Consider the following 20,802-nt stretch of genomic DNA (forward strand, 5'->3'; position numbering starts at 1 on the left):
GCGGCTCATTAAAATAATTCTGTCCAATAAAATAAGATAATCGTATCTTTGCTTATTGGCAGATTTTTTAATTAATATTGCAACCTAAATTTGCCCAAAAGAATTCAGAATTAAAAAAACCTAGATTTTTCATTTCAACAATTATGAGCTTAGTCAAATTATCCATAAAAGGAATTTCATACAGCCAAACACAAAATGGAGCCTACGCTTTGATTTTGAATGAAGTAGACGGCGAAAGAAAACTGCCTATTGTAATAGGTGCTTTTGAAGCCCAATCTATTGCCATTGCTTTAGAAAAAGAAATAAAACCACCGCGTCCACTAACTCATGATTTGTTTAAAAATTTTGCTGAACGATTTGATATCGTGGTCAAACAAGTAATTATTCACAAACTGGTTGATGGCGTATTTTACTCTAGTATTATTTGCGAAAGAGATAAAATTGAAGAAATAATAGACGCCAGAACTTCTGATGCTATTGCATTGGCATTACGTTTTAGCGCTCCAATTTTTACTTATAAAAACATCCTGGACAAAGCGGGTATTTACCTAAAAACAAATCCTTCAGACGGCGATAAAGAAAACCAGCAAATGGATGACATTATTTCCAATCCAGAATCTTTTACCGCAGAATCTGAAAATAGCGGTCGGGCTTACATCAAATTTAGTCTTCAGGAATTAAACGATTTATTAATTCAGGCTGTGGAACAGGAAGACTATGAAAAGGCTGCAAACATAAGAGACGAAATTTCAAAAAGAGAATCGTAAATGGGTTAATCGTAGATTTGTTTATTCGATTAATCGATTTAACAATTTACCGAATAACCGAATAACCGAATAAACAGTTATGAGGCAATATCTAGATTTAGTAAAACACGTTATGGAAAACGGCTGCCAAAAAGGCGACCGAACTGGAACTGGAACTAAAAGTGTTTTTGGTTACCAAATGCGTTTTGATTTAAGTGAAGGTTTTCCAATGGTTACCACTAAAAAATTACATCTTAAATCTATTATTTACGAATTGCTTTGGTTTTTAAAAGGAGAAACTAATATTAGTTATCTAAAAGAAAATGGAGTAAAAATTTGGGATGCCTGGGCAGATGAAAATGGCGATTTAGGCCCCGTTTATGGTCATCAATGGCGCAACTGGAATAGTGAAGAAATCGACCAGATTTCTGATTTAATCCAAGAATTAAAAACTAATCCTAATAGCCGAAGAATGCTGGTTTCAGCATGGAATCCTTCGGTTTTACCAGATACAAAAAAGTCATTTGAAGAAAATGTAGCCAATAACAAAGCTGCATTACCTCCATGTCATGCTTTCTTTCAATTTTATGTTGCTGACGGAAAATTGTCTTGCCAACTTTATCAAAGAAGTGCCGACATCTTTTTAGGTGTTCCTTTCAATATTGCTTCTTATGCACTTCTGACTATGATGATTGCACAAGTATGCGACTTAGAAGCTGGAGATTTCATCCACACTTTTGGTGACGCACACATTTACAACAATCATTTTGAACAACTAGAATTACAATTATCACGTGAACCAAGACCATTACCAAAAATGATCTTAAACCCAGAGATAAAAAACATCTTCGATTTTGATTACAGCGATTTTACTCTTGTAGGTTATGAACCTCACGAGACGATAAAAGGAAACGTAGCTGTTTAAACTATAAAAAAAAGCGTTTTAGATTAAACCTCTAAAACGCTATTTTCTGTTCCTGCAAATTCATTCCACTTAAAAGAATCTGCTTCACTTTCGTTGATATATTCTCCGTCAACTAAGTATTTGAATTCGTAAGCTGCATCTTTACTTAAATCAAAAGCACCTTTAAAAGTACCGTTTTTTAATTTACTTAAAGCACCTTCTTCTGGATTCCAATTATTAAAATCACCAACAACCGCAACCTGAGCCGCTTCTTTTGCCTCAATAGAAAATGTAACTTTACAAACTGGCTTTGACTTTATGAATTGTTTTTTAATCGACATAACTGTTTCATTTTTAGAATTATGAGGCAAAGTAAATCAATTTAATTGAAGTTTAAATACCCCTATGTAAGTTTTAGGATAATGCTTAATAAAATGTTAAAAACAAACCAATTTATCAAATTTAAAAGGATTATATTTTAAAAAAACAAAATTCCAAAGACTTAATCCTAAAATTTAACTGGCATCATTAAAGATTTCCAAATTAAATTTTATCTTTATAAACAAAAAAAATATGCTATGAAATCTGAACAACATGAGTTATACGAATATGCCCGAAAACGTATAAAACAAAAAAGAATAGTTTATTTTCATTTTGTTTTATTGTTTTTAGTGGCTTTGTTTCTATTTGTTTCTACTAAAGTTTTCAACTTTAACCAAGGTGCAAATTGGCATATTTGGTTAATTACAGCTTGGTTATTTGTATTTATTTTACATTTTATCAAAGTTTTTATTACAGATCGTTTTATGAATAAAAATTGGGAAAGAGAACAAATTGACCGATTAGTTGCCTTGCAAGAAAAGAAAATTGCCGAATTAAGCAACCAAATAAACGAAGAACCTCCTACTAAATAAGTACTAATGATTACAATGATTGCGGCAGCTGCCGAAAACAGGGCGCTTGGAAAAAACAACCAATTAGTTTGGCATTTGCCTAATGATTTTAAAAGATTTAAAAATTTAACTACAGCTCATCATATAATAATGGGAAGAAAAACTTTTGAAAGTTTCCCAAAACCATTGCCAAATCGTACTCATATAATTATTACACGACAAGCTGATTATCAAGCCGAAGGTTGCATAGTAGTTGATAGCATTGAAAGAGCAATTGAAAAATGTCCTAAAAACGAAGAAGCTTTTATCATTGGCGGAGGCGAAATTTATCAATTAGCCCTACCCTTTTCAGACAAAATAGAACTCACCGTAGTTCATCATTCTTTTGAAGCAGATGCTTTTTTTCCTGAAATAAAATTAGACGATTGGGAACTAGTAAATAGCGATTTTCAAACTAAAGATGAAAAACATCTTTATGATTATAGTTTTAAAACTTATATTAGAAAACAAAAAACACCTCAATAAAAGAGGTGTTTTCTCTAAAACTCAAATTGCGCAATAATAATTTAGAAAAAGGTTCTAACCTTGTAAAATAATTTGACCCAACAATACTAAATTTACAAATAGTAAACCCATTCCCGAAACGAAAATAATACTATTTGACATTTTTTGAGAAAACATCTCAAAAAAACCTTTAATACCAAATACCACGAAGGTAGTAAAGGCAAAGAAAATTAAAATTTCCAAAAATAAATTCAATCCTAAGAACGTATTTTGCGTTTCTATTAAAGCACGGCTTCGAACTAAAGCAGCACCGTCAAAATAAATTACAGGAACAAATGAAATCATCAACGCAAAAAATAACCATTTGAGTTGAACTACTAATTCTTTATTAGTTATTGCAAATAAATTCATTTGGTAAATTTCGAGATTCTTAATCTGTCATACAATACCCACTTTTAGTGATATTTCAAAAAATTTAAAAAAACAAATAAAAAGTATTTATCGTTGAATTGAAAGTCAATTTGAATACCAACTTAAAAGGCATTATAGTATATTTGTCAAAATTTAAAAAATGGCTAAAAACATCACCCCATATAAAAACTCTGAATTAGGCAAAAAAGAACAGGTTGCTAAAATGTTTGATACTATTTCAGGAAATTATGACAATTTGAATCGTGTTATTTCTTTTGGAATAGACGTAAAATGGAGAAAAAAAGTCTTGAAAATTGTTGCCGATACTAATCCAGAAACCATATTAGATATTGCTACAGGAACTGGAGATCTTGCTATTTTGATGGCAGAAACCAAAGCTAAAAAAATAACTGGTTTAGACATCTCGGCAGGAATGTTGGAAGTAGGCGTGAAAAAAATTGCTGATAAAAATTTATCTAACACTATCGAAATGATTTTAGGCGATTCGGAAAACATTCCTTTTGCAGAGAATTATTTTGATGCCATTACAGTTGCTTTTGGAGTTCGAAATTTTGAAAATTTAGAAAAAGGTTTAAGCGAAATATTACGCGTTCTAAAACCTAATGGCACTTTTGTAATTTTAGAAACTTCGGTTCCTGAAAAAACACCTTACAAACAAGGTTATAACTTTTACAGTAAAAACATCCTTCCTATTATTGGAAAATTATTCTCAAAAGACAACGTTGCTTATGGGTACTTATCCGAATCTGCTGCTGCATTCCCTTATGGCGAAGCGCTGAACAATATTTTGAGAAAAACTGGGTTTATAGATGTAAAAGCAATGCCACAAACTTTTGGCGTAGCCACTATTTATGTAGCATCTAAAAAATAACCAAAGTTCTCCTTAAAATGAAAAACATTATTGTCTTTATCTTATTCTTACTTTCTTTCATGGGACATTCACAGTCTAAAGGTATGTTTAGTAAAGACCCAATTATCCATTTAGAAAATTTCCATAAACAACGAGTGTATTTTGGATATTACTTAGGCTTTAACTCTTTTGATTTTAAAATTGATTATAAAACCGTAGGACAAGACATACAGGTAGAAAAAACAACGGGTTTTAATGTAGGCGTTGTTACTGATTTAAAATTACAAGAATACATTAATCTTCGTTTTGAACCCGGTTTGTATTACACTAAAAGAACACTACATTATCCTGATTTAACTCGTGAAGTAGATGCAATCCGAGATGTAAATAGTACCTATATTCATTTTCCGCTGCTGTTAAAATTTTCATCAGTGCGTACAGGGAACATTCGTCCTTATCTTTTGGGAGGTGTTTCATCTACATTAAATTTATCCTCAAATGCAAAATCAATTGATGATAATGTGCAACAAAGATTCAGAGTAAAATCATGGACTTCTAATTATGAAATAGGCTTTGGAATCGATTTTTTCTCTGAATATTTTATATTTTCTCCGTCTATCCGAGGCTGTTTTGGTCTTAAAGACGAACTTATTAGAGACAATGATCCTAACAGTCCCTGGACAGGAAACATAGAGTCTCTAAAAAATAGAGCAATTCTAATTAACTTTACGTTTCATTAAAATCAGGCTAAATTTCGTTTAAATTCACTCAGAATAATTCCTGTTGCAGTAGCTACGTTGAGACTTTCTGCTTGTTGTAAATCTCCAAAACGAGGAATTGAAAGTCGGCTTTGAATTATTTCTTCAATGCCTTCTGAAATACCATTAGCTTCGTTCCCCATAACAATAATTGCTTCTTGAGGTAAAGTCTTTTTGTAAATATTATCGCCATCCATAAAAGTACCAAAAACAGGCAATTTAGTTTGAGAAATATATTCGATCAAATCAACATAACTAACATTCACTCTGGTAATAGAACCCATGGTGGCCTGAACTACTTTAGGATTGTAAATATCAACTGTTTCTTTAGAACAAATTACTTGTTTGATTCCAAACCAATCGCACAATCTCAAAATGGTTCCTATATTCCCTGGATCTCTTACATCATCTAATGCTATGATTAATCCTGACTCTAAAATTGGTTTTTCTTCTGGGATTTTAAAAACGGCCAAACAACTATTAGGAGTTGTTAAAGCACTGATTTTTTTTAAATCATTCTCATGGATTAATGATTTTTTATTTTCTAAAACTGCTTCAAAATCATACTGCGTAGTGTACAAATGTTCTAATTCAAAATTAGACCGTAAAAGCTCCTGAATGACTTTTACTCCTTCAGCAAAAAATAATTGATTAATTATTCTATACTTTTTTTGCTGTAAACTAGTTATAAGTTTTATTTGGTTTCTACTAACCATAAAAATATGTACTTTTGAATTAAATTATTTTAAACCTCTTGAAAAAAATTTCAACAAAAATATCACTATTTATTCTAATAGGAATAATTATATCTGCCTGTAACGCCGAAAAAAGAGTTCCGGAAGGAAAACAACTCCTTGTAAAGAATCAAATTTTAGTAAATGGCAAAAAAGTCAATGACGAAGACGTTCATAATCAATTGTACCAAAAACCAAATAGTACCTTATTAGGCTATCGTTTGCGATTGAATTTATATAATTTAGCCAATTTAAATCCAGATTCTACTTATCAAGCAAAATTTACCAATAATCCTGGAAAATACGAGCGTAAAGCAAAATGGTTATCGGCAAAACAAGTTGATCGATTGGGAAAATCTTTTTTATACAATGGAATTCATGAATTTTTAAAGAAAACAGGAGAACCACCTGTTATTATTGACTCATCAAGAACTCGAAAATCACTTTCGAGACTAAGATATTATTACTTTAACAATGGTCATTTTGATGTTAAAGTCAGCTCAGAACAAGATACGCTGAGTCTAAAAAGAGGAAGAGTTAAATACGAAATTACAACTAACAACGCCTATGTTTTAGATTCTATAAGAACAAACATTAGCTCTCCTGAATTAGATTCTTTGTACACAATTACAAAGGAAAACACCTTAATTGAATCAGGAAAACAATACAAAACCGTTGATTTTTCAGAAGAAAAAAACCGTCTCACTACTTATTTTAGAAATCACGGTGCTTATTATTTTCAGCCTACTTCAATTGTTTTCGACATTGATACAATTGGTAAAAAAAACAAAGCCAATGTTAATATAAACATTAGTGATTACAGCTATCAAGACAATGATTCTACAAAAACAGAAGATTTTAAATTATACAAAATTAGCAGCGTAAACATCTACACTGATTATTTGCCCAATACAAGCAAACAGAATATTACAGACAGTATTTCTTATCAAAATTTCAACTTGTACAGTCGTGAAAAATTAAAGTACAAACCCTATGCTATAACTGATGCTATTTTTATTACTAAGGGAAATGAATTTGCCGATTACAAAACTGTATTAACGTCCAGGTATTTAACGAATCTTAAAATATTTAATCCACCAAGTATTCAATATGAAGTAGATAAAAAAGATACGCTTCATAATTCGCTTATTGCAAAAATTTATTTAACACCAAGAAAAAAGTATAGTCTTCAAGCTTCATTTGACCTTACCCATTCTAATATTCAGGATATTGGAATTTCGTTTAGTCCATCGCTAAGCATTAGAAATATTTTTAATGGAGCCGAAACACTAGAAATCTCTACCAGAGCAAATATTGGTTCTTCCAGAGATTTAGCCAATCCTAACAACCAATTTTTTAATGTTTCTGAATACGGAATCGATTTCAAACTGAATTTCCCTAGAATATTCATGCCGTTTTCTACTGAAAAAATCATCCCAAAAAGTATGATTCCATCAACTCTAATTGGTGTAGGTTATGCTACGCAAAAGAACATTGGATTAGACAAAGAAAATTTCACGGGAACTTTTACTTACAATTGGAATCCTAAAAGATACAACACTGCTCGTTTTGACCTTTTAAACATTCAATTTGTACGTAACTTAAATGCTCCAAATTACTTTAATGTTTACGGTTCCTCTTACAATGCGTTAAACGAAATTGCAAAAAATTATCCTGTAAACACAGAATATTTTGAAGATGGCAATTTAAAAATTGAATCAGGAACAAGAGGTTTTACCAGAGATGTTCTGGAAGGAAACCAAGATTTCACACCTTCTAACAATGATTTAAGAGAAGTAAGAAGCATTGAAGAAAGAAGAGTCCGATTAACTGAAAACGATTTTATTCTTGCTACCAATTTTTCGTTTAGCAAAACAACAAAAACGGATTTAGCTGATAATGATTTCTATCTTTTTAAAACCAAAATAGAATCAGCAGGTTCTTTATTATCATTATTTGGAAATGCTACAAACCTAAAAACAAATCAAAATGGAAATCGCGAAATATTTAATTTAGAATATTCAGAATACATCAAAACCGAATTTGATTTCATTAAACATTGGGATCTAAGCCATGAAAAAGTACTGGCAGTTCGCACCTTTTTTGGTATTGCTATTCCTTTTGGAAATTCTAATTACATTCCGTTTTCTCGAAGTTATTTCTCAGGAGGTTCAAATGACAACCGTGCCTGGCAACCTTATAGTCTTGGACCAGGACGTAGCGGTGCTACAAATGATTTTAATGAAGCCAATATGAAAATTGCTGCAAGTGCCGAATTTAGATTTAAAATTTTGGGTGATTTAAAAGGAGCTATATTTGCTGATGCTGGAAATATCTGGAATGTTTTTGACAACGTAATCGACGAAAAAGCAACTTTTAACAATTTAGCAAGCTTAGAAGATACCGCTTTAGGTTCAGGATTTGGTCTTAGATACGATTTAAACTTCTTTGTTGTCCGATTTGATTTTGGTTTCAAAACCTATAATCCTGCTGATGAATCGGGTAAAAAATGGTTTAGAGATTATAATTTTGGACACAGTGTTTTAAATTTTGGTATAAATTATCCGTTCTAATGCTAATAAATTCTTATTTTTGCGAACTTAAACTAAAAACAAAAATCTAACACTAAAAACAAAAAACAAGATGGCACACAACATAAAAGCAGGTGTAGCAACGGGAGATCAAGTACAAGAAATCTTTAACTACGCTAAAGAAAAAGGTTTTGCACTTCCTGCTGTAAACGTTACAGGATCGAATACTATTAATGGTGTTCTTGAAACAGCTGCAAAATTAAACGCTCCAGTTATTATCCAATTCTCAAATGGAGGAGCACAATTTAATGCGGGAAAAGGACTTTCTAATGCGGGAGAAAAAGCGGCAATTGCAGGAGCAATTGCAGGAGCAAAAAGCATTCACGCTTTAGCAGAAGCTTACGGAGCAACTGTAATTTTGCATACTGATCACTGCGCTAAAAAATTATTGCCTTGGATTGACGGTTTATTAGACGCTTCAGAAGAGCATTTTGCAGCTACTGGAAAATCATTATTCAGTTCTCACATGATTGACTTATCTGAAGAACCTATTGAAGAAAACATCGAAATTTGCAAAACTTACCTAGAAAGAATGAGCAAAATAGGAATGACATTAGAAATCGAACTTGGAATTACAGGTGGTGAAGAAGATGGTGTTGACAATTCTGATGTTGATAGTTCAAAATTATACACACAACCAGAAGAAGTAGCTTATGCTTACGAAGAACTTTCTAAAGTAAGTCCAAAATTTACTATTGCTGCTGCTTTTGGAAACGTTCACGGTGTTTACAAGCCAGGAAACGTAAAATTAACTCCAAAAATCTTGAAAAACTCTCAGGATTTCGTTCAAACTAAATTCAACACAGGACACAATCCAGTTGATTTTGTTTTCCACGGTGGATCAGGTTCTACACTTGAAGAAATTAGAGAAGGAATTAGCTACGGAGTTATCAAAATGAATATTGATACTGATTTACAATTTGCTTTCACTGAAGGAATTCGTGATTTCATGGTAGACAACATCGATTATTTGAAAACTCAAATTGGTAACCCAACTGGTGCTGATGCTCCAAACAAAAAATACTACGATCCAAGAAAATGGTTGCGTGAAGGAGAAGTTACTTTCAACACAAGACTGGAACAAGCTTTTGCTGACTTGAATAACGTAAATACTCTATAAAGTACGAAATACAATATACGAAGTACGAAGTAAAATAAAAATATTAATAAGAAGTTAGAAACGGATTTTACTTCCAACTTCTAACTTCTAACTTCTAACTTAATTATGGCTTGGTTTAAAAGACAAGAAAAAGGGATCACAACTCCTACCGAACAGAAAATGGACGTTCCAAAAGGACTTTGGTACAAATCTCCTACTGGAAAAATTATTGATGCCGATGAACTAGAACGCAACTTATTTGTAAGCCCTGAAGATGGTTTCCACGTAAGAATAGGTAGTGCTACTTATTTTGAGATCTTATTCGATAACAATAAATTTACCGAATTAGATCCTAACATCACTTCAAAAGATCCTTTGAACTTTGTGGATACAAAGAAATATGCAGATCGTTTGAAAGACGTTATGGAAAAAACCAAACTAAAAGACGCTGTGCGTACTGGAGTTGGAAAATCTAAAGGTAAAGACGTAGTAATCTGTTGTATGGATTTTGCATTCATCGGAGGTTCTATGGGAGCTGTTGTAGGTGAAAAAATTGCCAGAGGAATTGATCATGCTATCAAAAACCAATTGCCTTTTGTAATGATTTCTAAATCAGGAGGAGCCAGAATGATGGAAGCCGCTTATTCTTTAATGCAATTAGCCAAAACATCAGTAAAATTAGCCCAACTTTCAGAAGCAAAATTGCCTTACATTTCATTGTGTACCGATCCAACAACTGGAGGAACAACTGCATCTTACGCTATGCTAGGAGACATCAACATTGCTGAGCCTGGAGCCTTAATTGGATTTGCCGGACCACGTGTTGTAAAAGACACTACTGGTAAAGATTTACCTGAAGGCTTTCAAACAGCTGAATTTCTTTTAGAGCACGGTTTCTTAGACTTTATAACCGCCAGAAAAGAATTAAAAGACAAGATTAACTTGTATATTGATTTGATTCAGAATAATGAAATTAGATAATTTCTGATTCACTATAAATACAAAATCCCATTTGCTAAATAAATTGCAAATGGGATTTTTTTATATCTTTATTTCAAATGTTAGATTATGAAAAGAATAATTTTAGGCTTTATGATTTGTTTGCTTTTTGGGAATTGTGCTAAAAAAGAAGAAAACAAAAAAGCACACTCTCCTTATATAATTTCTCAAAAAGACAAAAAAATTTTAACTCATTTAAAAAAACAAAACATACCTCCACCGCCGCCTGAATTTTATTTTCACAATCAGATAATTATAGATAAAAATGGTGATTTCTATTTTTATCAAAAGGAAGCTGTTCCATGGCACTGTATCGAATCAGAAACAGACACAATTCCTGACTTCATTAATCTTAAACCCATTGAAATCATTAAAATACCTAATAATAGCTGCATAGACTTTATTAAACTAAACATTTCCAACAAGACGGAACGTCAAAGACAAATCATTATTGCATCTGAAAAAGACACTATTAACAATAAGAATTTCAATAAAATATTAACATTTTTAAACAATTCCCTATCAAGTAAAATAGACGCTTTTAAAATAAGGAGAACAACACAAGAAGAAGATACTGTTCTAAAATATAAGAAAAACAATGAATATTATTTTTCAGATAGCATCAAATGGGATAAAACTAAAATCAAATTTTATAAATAAAAAACACTCCATGCCAACTTACAAATTTCTCGAAACAGGACGAAATTAAATCATGAGATTGCTTCGTTCCTCGCAATGACTTTACGAAAAATTCTAAATTCTGCAATCTAAAACTACATTCCCGTTCTAATCGCTTCCACAGGATCTAATTTAGAAGCTGAAATGGCAGGCAAAATTCCCGAAATCAATCCTATTATTCCAGCTAATCCAGTTCCTAAAAGAACATTATCCAATTCTAGAACAAATTCAAAATCTAAGGCTTTGGTTAAACCAACTGCAATTCCCCAAACCAATAACAAACCTATTAGTCCACCAATAACCGATAAAATAATGGCTTCAAACAAAAACTGAAACAAGATAAATCTATTTTTAGCTCCTAATGATTTTTGAATTCCAATTAAATGCGTTCGTTCTTTTACCGAAACAAACATAATATTTGCAATTCCGAAACCTCCAACCAAAAGAGAAAAACCACTGATTACCCAGCCTCCTAACTTCATACTCCCTATAATTCCGTCAATCAAATCAGTAAATCCAGAAAACACATTAATAAAAAAATTGTCAATTTCTCCCGCTTTAATTCCGCGATAGGCTCGTAATTTTTGCGAAATCTCTGCTTTATAGGCTTCCATATCCACACCTTCTACCGGTTTAAAAACAATAACATTGGTTAACGAAGTATTATTATCTCCAAATTTTTGTCGGATAAAATTAACTGGAATATAAACTGATGAATCATTGCTATCTCCAAAAAGCCCTGCACCTTTTTTAGTAAGCACACCTATTACAGTAAAACGCTGTCCATACAATCTCACATCTTTCCCTACAGGATCAGCTCCATCAAATAAAGAAGTCGCAATTTCATTTCCAATTACAATAACTTTTGCTCCCGAATTTGCTTCCGATTCATTATAAAATCGTCCTCTTTCAAAATCCAGTGCTTCAATATCAGAAAACTCAGCCGAAACAGGAACAATATTTACATCGCTCACCGCCTTAGAATCGTATTTAATATTCTCTGATTTGGTAAAAATCTGATATCCTAACTGAGCAGTATTATTCATCGTTCCTTTCAAATAAACATATTCATCATATTTAACATTAGGAAACTGTTCTCTTTTCCATTTTGGAATATCCGAGGGTCCAAAAGAAAACTTCATCAAATAAATCGTATTCTTATCTAAACCGCTTAAATCATTAGTAATTTTTCTGTCTAATGAATCCACTGCTGCCAATACAGCAATGATGGAAAAAATTCCAATTGTTACACCAAGCAGAGAAAGCAAGGTCCTTAATTTATTATTTCGTAGTGCATTGATGGCAAAAGCAAAACTTTCTTTCAACAATCGAAGATATAACAACATAAAAACTATTTTTAACAAGGTAAAATTCTACAAATATTATTCAAAATCCTAATATAAACCTCTTTTAACACAATAAAATACAGCTATTTTATTCAGATAAAAAAAAAGTTAATTAATTCTAAATTATCTCATTTCTAGATAGCTAATTTTCACATTAAAAAACTATTTTTGCATTTTATAATTAAAACTATACATGAGCACATCTAAAACAATTCAATCTGCATTAATTTCGGTTTTTTCGAAAGAAGGTCTTGAGCCTATTGTTAAATTATTACACAGTCAAAATGTTACTCTTTATTCAACAGGAGGAACAGAAGACTTTATAAAAAATTTAGGCATTCCTGTAGTACCAGTTGAAGAAGTTACTTCTTACCCATCCATCCTTGGAGGAAGAGTAAAAACATTACACCCAAAAGTTTTTGGAGGAATTTTAAACCGTCAAGACAATGCAAGTGATGTGCAACAAATGGAGGAATTCAACATTCCACAAATTGATTTAGTTATAGTTGATTTATATCCATTCGAAAAAACAGTTGCTTCAGGAGCTAGTGAAGCTGATATTATTGAAAAAATTGATATTGGTGGAATTTCATTAATTCGTGCTGCTGCAAAAAACTTCAAAGACACTGTAATTGTAGCTTCCATGAACGAGTACAGCTTGTTCTTAGATATGATTACAAAACAAAATGGAGCAACCACTCTTGAAGACAGAAAATTATTAGCTACAAAAGCATTCCACGTATCATCTCATTACGACGGAGCTATTTTTGGTTATTTTAATACTGACGAGACTATCTTCAAAACAAGTATCGCCGATGGTCAAATATTGCGTTACGGAGAAAATCCACACCAAAAAGGATTTTTCTTTGGAGATTTTGACGCCATGTTCAAAAAATTACACGGAAAAGAATTATCATACAACAATTTATTAGATGTTGATGCTGCGGTGAATTTGATCAACGAATTCAAAACTGACGGACCAACATTTGCGATATTAAAACACAACAACGCTTGCGGATTAGCTTCTAGAAAAACAATTAGCGAAGCTTATTTAGCTGCATTAGCTTGCGATCCAACATCAGCTTTTGGAGGAGTATTAATTTCGAATACTAAAATTGATGTAGCTACAGCAACAGAAATCAACAAATTATTCTGCGAAGTAGTAATTGCTCCAGAATATGATACCGAAGCTGCCACTATTTTACAAGAAAAAAAGAACAGAATTATTTTAGTTCAAAATAATGTTGAGTTACCGCAAAAACAAGTTCGTACTTGTCTAAACGGATTGTTAATTCAAGAAAGAAACAACATTACAGACAATAAAAAAGATTTAACTACCGTTACAACTACAAGTCCAACAGAACAGGAAATTGAAGATTTAATTTTTGCTTCTAAAATTTGTAAAAACACCAAATCAAATACGATTGTTTTCGCTAAAAACGGAACCTTGATTTCATCTGGAACAGGTCAAACATCAAGAGTAGATGCACTACAACAAGCTGTTGAAAAAGCAAAACACTTTGGATTTGATTTAACTGGAGCGTCTATGGCTAGCGACGCTTTTTTCCCTTTCCCTGACTGTGTAGCTCTTGCAAAAGAAGCTGGAATTACAGCCGTAATTCAACCAGGAGGATCAATTAAGGATCAATTAAGTATCGACTACTGTAACGAAAATAATTTGGCAATGGTATTTACAGGGACACGTCATTTTAAACATTAATTTGACTAACTTTGTTTGCTCCTAATTTTTAACTTTTAAACCCCTAAAAATCGTATGGGATTTTTTGATTTCATGACCGAGGATATTGCGATAGACCTTGGTACCGCTAATACACTAATCATACATAATGATAAAGTTGTCATTGATAGTCCTTCAATAGTTGCCAGAAACCGCATAACAGGAAAAATTATCGCTGTAGGTAAAGAAGCTAACCTAATGCAAGGTAAAACGCATGAAAACATTAAAACCATAAGGCCTTTAAAAGACGGTGTAATTGCTGATTTTGATGCATCAGAACAAATGATAAAAATGTTTATCAACAGTATTCCTGCATTAAAAAAGAGAATGTTTACACCTGCTTTAAGAATGGTGGTTTGTATTCCTTCTGGAATTACTGAAGTAGAGATGAGAGCCGTAAAAGAATCTTGTGAAAGAGTAAACGGAAAAGAAGTATACTTGATTCATGAGCCAATGGCAGCTGCAATTGGTATTGGAATTGACATCATGCAACCTAAAGGAAACATGATTGTTGATATTGGAGGTGGTACAACTGAAATTGCTGTAATTGCATTAGGCGGAATTGTATGTGATAAATCAGTAAAAATTGCCGGTGACGTTTTCACAAATGATATTGTATATTATATGCGTACTCAACACAACTTGTTTGTTGGAGAAAGTACTGCTGAGAAAATAAAAATCCAAATTGGTGCCGCCATTGAAGATCTAGAAACTCCTCCAGAAGACATGTCTGTACAAGGTCGAGATTTATTAACTGGAAAACCAAAGCAAGTGGACGTTTCTTATAGAGAAATTGCCAAAGCTTTAGACAAATCAATCCAACGAATTGAAGATGCTGTAATGGAAACTTTGTCTCAAACTCCTCCAGAATTAGCTGCCGATATTTACAACACAGGAATCTACCTTGCAGGTGGAGGATCTATGCTTAGAGGTTTAGACAAACGTATTTCTCAAAAAACAGATTTACCTGTTTACATTGCAGAAGATCCGTTAAGAGCTGTAGTTAGAGGAACTGGAATGGCACTGAAAAACATTGGGAAATTTAAGAGCATCTTAATAAAATAAACTGTTTTCTGGAAAGTGTTTTTATAAGTAAAATTACAAATACATTAGCATTTCCTGAAATTAATAATCAAATAGAGAATGCAGCAAATATTTAACTTTTTATTCAAAAACAGTAGTCGATTACTGTTTTTGCTGTTATTATGCGTTTCGCTTTTGCTTACGATACAGTCTCATTCTTACCATAAAAGCAGAGTCATCAGTTCGGCTAATTTTGTAACTGGTGGCGTCTATGAAAAAATAAACAACGTAACTGAATATTTGAATCTTAAAACTGAAAATGATGCTTTGGCACTTGAAAACGCCAGACTTAAAAGCATTATCTTCAATACTAAAGATAGTACAAATATAAAAAAACCTGAAAACCTTATAGGTGTAACTCCTGAAGATATTGTAGTATCAAAAGTAATTCACAACTCTTATAACACTCATGAAAACTTCCTAACATTGAATTCAGGTTCTAAAGAAGGGGTTAAGTCAGATATGGGTGTAATCAATAGTTTAGGAATTATAGGGATTATAGACAAAACTTCGCCTAATTACTCAACGGTGGTTAGTATCTTAAATACTAAATCTCGAATAAATGCTAAGGTCAAAAAATCCAATCATTTTGGTTCATTAAGTTGGAATGGAAAAAGTACTGGCTTTGTTCAATTAACCGATGTTCCTAGACTAGCATCTATTAGAAAAGGAGACACAATTGTAACTGGAGGACAATCGGTTATTTTTCCTGAAAATATCAACATTGGAACAATTCACAAACTTGAATTTGATGATCAAACACATTATTATACAATAACTGTTAAACTATTTAATGACATGACTAATTTAGGCCATGTATACATTATTAAAAGCAAAGACAGAGATGAAGTTAATAATTTAGAAAAAACGAGTAAGAAAGATGAATAGCACTTTGTTAGTCAATATTTTAAGGTTCATTTTATTATTAGCCGTTCAAATTGTCATATTCAACAACATGACTTTTTTAGGCTTTATAATGCCTTTACCTTACATCCTTTTTATTATTTTATATCCAGTAAATTCTAACAAATCTGCATTATTGGTTAGTAGTTTTTTACTTGGATTAACAATGGATTTATTCTCAAATTCTGGCGGGACTCACGCCACAGCTTGTGTAATTCTAGCTTATTACAGACCCTATCTTTTTAAGTTTGCATTTGGTGTAAGTTACGAATATCAGACCATTAAATTAAACGAAGCACTAACTCCTGAACGATTTTCATTTATCCTTCTTGCAGTAGTAATACATCATTTTTCGATATTTATATTAGAAGCTTTTCAAGTTAGTTTTATTTTAGATATTTTAATTAGAACTTTATTAAGTACCATATTCACAATCATTAGTTGTATTATAATAATATACCTTATTAAGCCAAACAAACGATGAGAAAACTTCTGCTGCCATCTATCATTATCATTGCAGCAATTTTGCTACTAATTCGGATTTTTTATTTGCAAGTCATCAATGATACTTTCAAATTAAAGTCGGAAAACAATGCTATTAAAATACAATACGAATATCCAGAACGAGGCTACATTTATGATCGAAATGGAAAACTCTTAGTGGCTAATCAGGCTTCTTATGATATTATGGTTATTCCAAGGGAAATTAAAAACTTAGACACCTTAGAATTTTGCCAATTATTAGATGTTACCAAAGAAGATTTTTTAGAAAAAATAGCCAAAGCTAAAATCTACAGTCCACGCCTACCTTCAGTTTTTTTACCACAATTAAACAAAAGCGAATTTGCTGCTTTTCAGGAAAAAATTAGAAAATTTGAAGGTTTCTATTTTCAAAAACGTTCGCTTCGTGATTACGAAGTAGATTTTGGTGCCAATATATTTGGTTTTATCACCCAAGTAAATGAAAGAATAATTGAAAAGCAACCCTATTATAAAAGTGGCGATTTAATAGGAAAACAAGGTGTTGAAGAATATTACGAAGAAATTTTACGAGGAGTAAAAGGAGTTAAGTATTTTCAAAAAGACAAATACAATCGACTAATAGGCTCTTATAAAGAAGGGAAATACGATACTATTGCCGTACAAGGAGAAGACATTAATTTAACTATTGATGCTGAAATTCAACGTTATGGCGAACAATTGATGATTAACAAAAGAGGAGGAATTGTTGCTATCGAACCTAAAACCGGAGAAATTCTTGCTTTAGTTACGGCTCCATCTTACGATCCAGGTATTTTAGTGGGCAGACAACGTTCTAAAAACTATACTTTATTGTATCATGATTCCATTGCAAAACCATTATACGACCGAGGATTATTAGCCGAATATCCTCCCGGTTCTCCATTCAAAATATTAACTGGATTAGTTGGCCTTCAGGAAGACGTAATCAATGAACAAACTACCTACATCTGCCATCATGGTTTTAGTTATGCACCAGGACGATTTATGAAGTGTCACGGTTCAGGCCCTCATCAATTGCACAATGGAATTTACAATTCATGTAACACTTATTTTGCAAATGTATATTTGAGGATAATTGGTAAATATTCTAGTGCTCCTTATGCAGTAGATGTTTGGAGCGATCATGTTAAAAGTTTTGGACTCGGACAGTTCATGGGTTACGATTTACCAACTGGGAAAAGAGGAAAGGTTCCTACTTCAAAAACTTACAAAAGTATATATCCAAATTGGGGTTGGAGTGGTAAAACAATTATATCTAATTCTATTGGGCAAGGCGAAGTGTTAATGACACCAATACAATTAGCGAATATGATGGCTGCTGTTGCCAATGAAGGACATTATTATACTCCTCACATTATTAAAAAAATCAAAGGTGATAAAATTGACGCAAAATTCAAGGAAAAACACACTACTTCTATTGACAAAAAATATTTCAAACCTATAATAAGTGGTTTGTTTGATGTATATAATTTTGGAACGGCAAGTTCGTTGAGAGTAGATGGAATTGATATCTGTGGCAAAACAGGAACTGCTGAGAACTTTGCTAAAATTGGAGGCAAAAGAGTTCAGTTACAGGATCACTCGATCTTTGTTGCGTTTGCTCCAAAAGACAACCCGAAAATTGCTATTGCTATTATGGTTGAAAATGGGGGATTTGGATCTAGAATTGCAGGACCAATAGCCAGTTTGATGATTGAAAAATACCTTAGGAAAAAAATCACTAGAGTAGATTTAGAAAAACGCGTTCTCGGAATTAGTCTAAGAGATCAATATGCAAAACTCGGTGGAATGAAAGAAGCTAGTGCAATTGAAAGTACTCCTAAAGACACGATACGTAAATACAACGAGGTTAAGACAAATTCGGTAATAGATACCACAAAAAAAACTAATTAAGAGATTCTTTTACGAATGAAAAATCAAAGTGTAAAGAAAAATATTGACTGGATATGTATTATCATATATAGCCTTTTAGTGATAATGGGATGGTTAAACATCTATTCATCATCATTGGCTTCTATGGAAGAGACATCAAATAAACAATTGATGTTTATCATTCTAACAATTCCTTTGATTTTTATTTTACTCTTTGTTGATGGTAAGTTTTACGAAAAATACGCTAGCGTAATCTATATCATAGGTCTAATATCATTAGCCGGTTTATTTGTATTGGGAAAAACAATTAAAGGACAAGCCAATTGGTATTCTTTCGGTTCTTTTGGTATTCAACCCTCTGAGTTTGTTAAATCAGCCACCGCTTTAGCATTGGCTAAATATTTAAGTGATACCCAAATAAATTTAAAAGATACTAATAGACAATTACAAGTACTTAGCATATTAGGACTTCCTATTTTACTGATTGTTTTTCATGACCCAGGAAGTGCCTTAATCTACTGCTTTCTTATAATCGTTTTGTATCGAGAAGGATTACCCGCTTGGTACATTTGGACAGGATTTATAGCCATTTTATTATTTGTATTGACACTAATTTTAGAGCCTCAATATGTTATTTTACTTTCTTTATTAGCTATAATTATTGTTTATTTCAAATCCCGTTTAGCCGATAGAAACATTGTAGCAAGCAGCATAATATTAGTTTTAATATCAGGCTTTGTGTTATCTGTAGATTATGTTTTTGACAATGTATTCAAACAACACCACAGAGACCGTTTCAATATTTTATTAGGTAAGACAGTAGATTTAAAGGGAATTGGCTATAATACCAATCAATCTGAAATTGCCATTGGTTCTGGCGGATTATTCGGAAAAGGTTTTCTCGAAGGCACACAAACCAAAGGCGGTTTTGTTCCTGAGCAACATACTGATTACATTTTTACCACTGTAGGCGAAGAATGGGGATTTGTGGGTTCATTAGTAGTTGTAGCATTATTTGTAACCTTATTACTAAGAATTGTTTACTTAGCCGAAAGACAAAAAACCAAATTTAGTAGAGTGTATGGCTATTGCACCGCATCCATATTATTCATCCATTTCTTTGTAAACATTGCTATGGTTATTGGTGTTTTTCCTACCATTGGAGTACCATTGCCTTTCTTCTCTTATGGAGGATCGGGCTTGTGGGGATTTACCATTTTACTTTTTATATTCCTTAAAATGGATGCCAATAAAGTAAATGAATGGTAATATTCTTGGTTTTAGAAAGATTATTTCGCAAGCCAGGAACTCAAATCTACATTTTTTTCTAAACTATTTTCGATGCTGTTTTCTAATTTAGGAAAAAAATCAATTCCCGTAATTGATTCTATTTTATCTACCGAAACTACATAATCAAAAATAGGTTTACTGCTTTTTTCATTCGGAATTAAAAAAGCAATCATTTTATAATTTTCTTTGGAATGAGCGAAGGCAATTTTATAAAAATATTTTGGCACCATTACCTTTTCTGTTCCAATCGTTTTTAAATTTCCTTTTAAAACACCACCTGTAACCACAATTAATCCATCGTTTTTAACTGCCCAAAAGCGAATCTTTTGTTCCAATCGATTCCAGATACCGCTATTAAACTCATGATTTTGCGGACTTATGTTCGAAGTAAAAAAAGTATCGTTATACGCATTGATATCAAATTCCATGTCGGCAGCTGGACACAAATGCCCTTTATCATATCCTGACTTTTTATAATTTTTCCAATGAGCCGATTGAGTTGTTACCTTAGGATCCTCAATAAAATACGGCCGTTTAAAGTTACTATTCTTTACATAATTTTTCTTTAATTCATAAGCTACCCATTCTGCTTGTTCTGCTTTTTCATTATAAGACAAAGTATAATAATTGTGTTTTACAATTTGTGAAGTAGTCGAAGTAGGCAAATAAAAATTCAAATCCCGATTCGTTTGAGTTGATGTTGTGGAATTCAATTCATTTGAATTTACTTTCTCTACTATTGGCTCATCAAATTGATTATAAGCCAAAAAAGAAAAACCAATAACCATAATCCCCAAAAAAAACCTAAAATTCATATTATCTGTTTTAAACAAAAACGCTCTGAAAATTAAACTAATTTC

General features: G+C 32.1%; 21 protein-coding genes. 16 read left to right on the top strand and 5 right to left on the bottom strand.

What is annotated here, in order from left to right:
• Positions 1–143: 143 nt before the first annotated feature.
• A complete protein-coding gene (locus AAGV33_RS01050) occupies positions 144–767 on the top strand; it encodes a bifunctional nuclease domain-containing protein (protein WP_373390048.1) in 624 nt (207 codons plus the stop codon).
• Between the two features lie 79 nt (positions 768–846).
• Entirely contained in the window at positions 847–1,671 is an 825-nt protein-coding gene (locus tag AAGV33_RS01055) for a thymidylate synthase (protein WP_373390049.1), read from the top strand.
• A gap of 23 nt (positions 1,672–1,694) precedes the next feature.
• Here the strand turns inward: AAGV33_RS01055 and AAGV33_RS01060 are convergent, their stop codons facing one another.
• Positions 1,695–1,991 (bottom strand): isoamylase early set domain-containing protein, encoded by a 297-nt coding sequence (locus AAGV33_RS01060; RefSeq protein ID WP_373390050.1) that lies wholly within the window; start codon positions 1,989–1,991, stop codon positions 1,695–1,697.
• Positions 1,992–2,228: 237 nt separating this feature from the next.
• Here AAGV33_RS01060 and AAGV33_RS01065 point away from each other — a divergent pair, with 237 nt between their 5' ends.
• Together AAGV33_RS01065 and AAGV33_RS01070 are read left to right on the top strand one after the other, a co-directional pair.
• Positions 2,229–2,564 carry a 2TM domain-containing protein gene (locus tag AAGV33_RS01065; RefSeq protein ID WP_373390051.1) on the top strand — a complete coding sequence of 112 codons (336 nt, stop codon included), beginning with the start codon at positions 2,229–2,231 and terminating at the stop codon, positions 2,562–2,564.
• 6 nt (positions 2,565–2,570) lie between these two features.
• Positions 2,571–3,068 (top strand): dihydrofolate reductase, encoded by a 498-nt coding sequence (locus AAGV33_RS01070; protein WP_373390052.1) that lies wholly within the window; start codon positions 2,571–2,573, stop codon positions 3,066–3,068.
• A 54-nt stretch (positions 3,069–3,122) separates the two neighbouring features.
• On the opposite strand, the gene AAGV33_RS01075 is transcribed toward AAGV33_RS01070, so the two are convergent.
• Positions 3,123–3,458 carry a hypothetical protein gene (locus AAGV33_RS01075; protein WP_373390053.1) on the bottom strand — a complete coding sequence of 112 codons (336 nt, stop codon included), beginning with the start codon at positions 3,456–3,458 and terminating at the stop codon, positions 3,123–3,125.
• A 160-nt stretch (positions 3,459–3,618) separates the two neighbouring features.
• Here AAGV33_RS01075 and ubiE point away from each other — a divergent pair, with 160 nt between their 5' ends.
• Together ubiE and porT are read left to right on the top strand one after the other, a co-directional pair.
• Entirely contained in the window at positions 3,619–4,350 is a 732-nt protein-coding gene (ubiE, locus tag AAGV33_RS01080; protein WP_373390054.1) for a bifunctional demethylmenaquinone methyltransferase/2-methoxy-6-polyprenyl-1,4-benzoquinol methylase UbiE, read from the top strand.
• A gap of 17 nt (positions 4,351–4,367) precedes the next feature.
• Positions 4,368–5,069 (top strand): type IX secretion/gliding motility protein PorT/SprT, encoded by a 702-nt coding sequence (gene porT / locus AAGV33_RS01085; RefSeq protein WP_461782326.1) that lies wholly within the window; start codon positions 4,368–4,370, stop codon positions 5,067–5,069.
• Between the two features lie 2 nt (positions 5,070–5,071).
• On the opposite strand, the gene AAGV33_RS01090 is transcribed toward porT, so the two are convergent.
• Positions 5,072–5,803 carry a TrmH family RNA methyltransferase gene (locus AAGV33_RS01090; RefSeq protein ID WP_373390055.1) on the bottom strand — a complete coding sequence of 244 codons (732 nt, stop codon included), beginning with the start codon at positions 5,801–5,803 and terminating at the stop codon, positions 5,072–5,074.
• Positions 5,804–5,841: 38 nt separating this feature from the next.
• Here AAGV33_RS01090 and tamL point away from each other — a divergent pair, with 38 nt between their 5' ends.
• The 4 genes from tamL (at position 5,842) to AAGV33_RS01110 (ending at position 11,170) form a co-directional block, all read left to right on the top strand.
• On the top strand, positions 5,842–8,394 hold the full coding sequence (gene tamL, locus AAGV33_RS01095; RefSeq protein ID WP_373390056.1) for a translocation and assembly module lipoprotein TamL: 2,553 nt from the start codon (positions 5,842–5,844) through the stop codon (positions 8,392–8,394).
• 70 nt (positions 8,395–8,464) lie between these two features.
• The gene (fbaA, locus tag AAGV33_RS01100) at positions 8,465–9,532 is read left to right on the top strand and encodes a class II fructose-bisphosphate aldolase (RefSeq protein ID WP_373390057.1); all 1,068 of its coding nucleotides are present in this window, start codon (positions 8,465–8,467) and stop codon (positions 9,530–9,532) included.
• A 105-nt stretch (positions 9,533–9,637) separates the two neighbouring features.
• The gene (gene accD, locus AAGV33_RS01105) at positions 9,638–10,492 is read left to right on the top strand and encodes an acetyl-CoA carboxylase, carboxyltransferase subunit beta (RefSeq protein ID WP_373390058.1); all 855 of its coding nucleotides are present in this window, start codon (positions 9,638–9,640) and stop codon (positions 10,490–10,492) included.
• Between the two features lie 87 nt (positions 10,493–10,579).
• On the top strand, positions 10,580–11,170 hold the full coding sequence (locus AAGV33_RS01110; protein WP_373390059.1) for a hypothetical protein: 591 nt from the start codon (positions 10,580–10,582) through the stop codon (positions 11,168–11,170).
• A gap of 113 nt (positions 11,171–11,283) precedes the next feature.
• Here AAGV33_RS01110 and AAGV33_RS01115 read toward each other — a convergent pair whose 3' ends face one another.
• On the bottom strand, positions 11,284–12,534 hold the full coding sequence (locus tag AAGV33_RS01115) for an ABC transporter permease (RefSeq protein WP_373390060.1): 1,251 nt from the start codon (positions 12,532–12,534) through the stop codon (positions 11,284–11,286).
• Between the two features lie 193 nt (positions 12,535–12,727).
• Here AAGV33_RS01115 and purH point away from each other — a divergent pair, with 193 nt between their 5' ends.
• From purH to rodA, 6 genes are all read left to right on the top strand, one after another.
• On the top strand, positions 12,728–14,254 hold the full coding sequence (gene purH, locus AAGV33_RS01120) for a bifunctional phosphoribosylaminoimidazolecarboxamide formyltransferase/IMP cyclohydrolase (RefSeq protein ID WP_373390061.1): 1,527 nt from the start codon (positions 12,728–12,730) through the stop codon (positions 14,252–14,254).
• A 54-nt stretch (positions 14,255–14,308) separates the two neighbouring features.
• Complete coding sequence (locus AAGV33_RS01125; RefSeq protein ID WP_026712801.1) at positions 14,309–15,337, top strand: rod shape-determining protein; 1,029 nt, start codon at positions 14,309–14,311, stop codon at positions 15,335–15,337.
• Between the two features lie 78 nt (positions 15,338–15,415).
• A complete protein-coding gene (gene mreC, locus AAGV33_RS01130) occupies positions 15,416–16,243 on the top strand; it encodes a rod shape-determining protein MreC (protein ID WP_373390062.1) in 828 nt (275 codons plus the stop codon).
• Entirely contained in the window at positions 16,236–16,742 is a 507-nt protein-coding gene (locus AAGV33_RS01135) for a rod shape-determining protein MreD (protein ID WP_373390063.1), read from the top strand. The genes mreC and AAGV33_RS01135 overlap by 8 nt, the downstream gene beginning before the upstream one ends.
• A complete protein-coding gene (gene mrdA / locus AAGV33_RS01140; protein ID WP_373390064.1) occupies positions 16,739–18,673 on the top strand; it encodes a penicillin-binding protein 2 in 1,935 nt (644 codons plus the stop codon). The genes AAGV33_RS01135 and mrdA overlap by 4 nt, the downstream gene beginning before the upstream one ends.
• A gap of 15 nt (positions 18,674–18,688) precedes the next feature.
• Positions 18,689–19,921, top strand: a complete 1,233-nt coding sequence (rodA, locus tag AAGV33_RS01145; RefSeq protein ID WP_373390065.1) for a rod shape-determining protein RodA — start codon at positions 18,689–18,691, stop codon at positions 19,919–19,921.
• 20 nt (positions 19,922–19,941) lie between these two features.
• Here the strand turns inward: rodA and AAGV33_RS01150 are convergent, their stop codons facing one another.
• Positions 19,942–20,757, bottom strand: a complete 816-nt coding sequence (locus tag AAGV33_RS01150; RefSeq protein WP_373390066.1) for a DNA/RNA non-specific endonuclease — start codon at positions 20,755–20,757, stop codon at positions 19,942–19,944.
• Between the last annotated feature and the right edge of the window lie 45 nt (positions 20,758–20,802).

The sequence above is a fragment of the Flavobacterium magnesitis genome (assembly GCF_041729735.1).
In the GTDB taxonomy this organism is placed as follows: domain Bacteria; phylum Bacteroidota; class Bacteroidia; order Flavobacteriales; family Flavobacteriaceae; genus Flavobacterium; species Flavobacterium magnesitis.

Bases quoted from the DNA above. Each gene is read 5' to 3' on its own strand.
- AAGV33_RS01125 (WP_026712801.1), top strand. From the start codon at position 14,309: ATGGGATTTTTTGATTTCATGACCGAGGATATTGCGATAGACCTTGGT.
- mreC (WP_373390062.1), top strand. From the start codon at position 15,416: ATGCAGCAAATATTTAACTTTTTATTCAAAAACAGTAGTCGATTACTG.
- rodA (WP_373390065.1), top strand. From the start codon at position 18,689: ATGAAAAATCAAAGTGTAAAGAAAAATATTGACTGGATATGTATTATC.
- AAGV33_RS01055 (WP_373390049.1), top strand. From the start codon at position 847: ATGAGGCAATATCTAGATTTAGTAAAACACGTTATGGAAAACGGCTGC.
- AAGV33_RS01060 (WP_373390050.1), bottom strand. From the start codon at position 1,991: ATGTCGATTAAAAAACAATTCATAAAGTCAAAGCCAGTTTGTAAAGTT.
- AAGV33_RS01110 (WP_373390059.1), top strand. From the start codon at position 10,580: ATGAAAAGAATAATTTTAGGCTTTATGATTTGTTTGCTTTTTGGGAAT.
- AAGV33_RS01115 (WP_373390060.1), bottom strand. From the start codon at position 12,534: ATGTTGTTATATCTTCGATTGTTGAAAGAAAGTTTTGCTTTTGCCATC.
- AAGV33_RS01065 (WP_373390051.1), top strand. From the start codon at position 2,229: ATGAAATCTGAACAACATGAGTTATACGAATATGCCCGAAAACGTATA.
- ubiE (WP_373390054.1), top strand. From the start codon at position 3,619: ATGGCTAAAAACATCACCCCATATAAAAACTCTGAATTAGGCAAAAAA.
- AAGV33_RS01070 (WP_373390052.1), top strand. From the start codon at position 2,571: ATGATTACAATGATTGCGGCAGCTGCCGAAAACAGGGCGCTTGGAAAA.
- fbaA (WP_373390057.1), top strand. From the start codon at position 8,465: ATGGCACACAACATAAAAGCAGGTGTAGCAACGGGAGATCAAGTACAA.
- AAGV33_RS01050 (WP_373390048.1), top strand. From the start codon at position 144: ATGAGCTTAGTCAAATTATCCATAAAAGGAATTTCATACAGCCAAACA.
- accD (WP_373390058.1), top strand. From the start codon at position 9,638: ATGGCTTGGTTTAAAAGACAAGAAAAAGGGATCACAACTCCTACCGAA.
- AAGV33_RS01075 (WP_373390053.1), bottom strand. From the start codon at position 3,458: ATGAATTTATTTGCAATAACTAATAAAGAATTAGTAGTTCAACTCAAA.
- porT (WP_461782326.1), top strand. From the start codon at position 4,368: ATGAAAAACATTATTGTCTTTATCTTATTCTTACTTTCTTTCATGGGA.
- mrdA (WP_373390064.1), top strand. From the start codon at position 16,739: ATGAGAAAACTTCTGCTGCCATCTATCATTATCATTGCAGCAATTTTG.
- AAGV33_RS01150 (WP_373390066.1), bottom strand. From the start codon at position 20,757: ATGAATTTTAGGTTTTTTTTGGGGATTATGGTTATTGGTTTTTCTTTT.
- AAGV33_RS01090 (WP_373390055.1), bottom strand. From the start codon at position 5,803: ATGGTTAGTAGAAACCAAATAAAACTTATAACTAGTTTACAGCAAAAA.
- AAGV33_RS01135 (WP_373390063.1), top strand. From the start codon at position 16,236: ATGAATAGCACTTTGTTAGTCAATATTTTAAGGTTCATTTTATTATTA.
- purH (WP_373390061.1), top strand. From the start codon at position 12,728: ATGAGCACATCTAAAACAATTCAATCTGCATTAATTTCGGTTTTTTCG.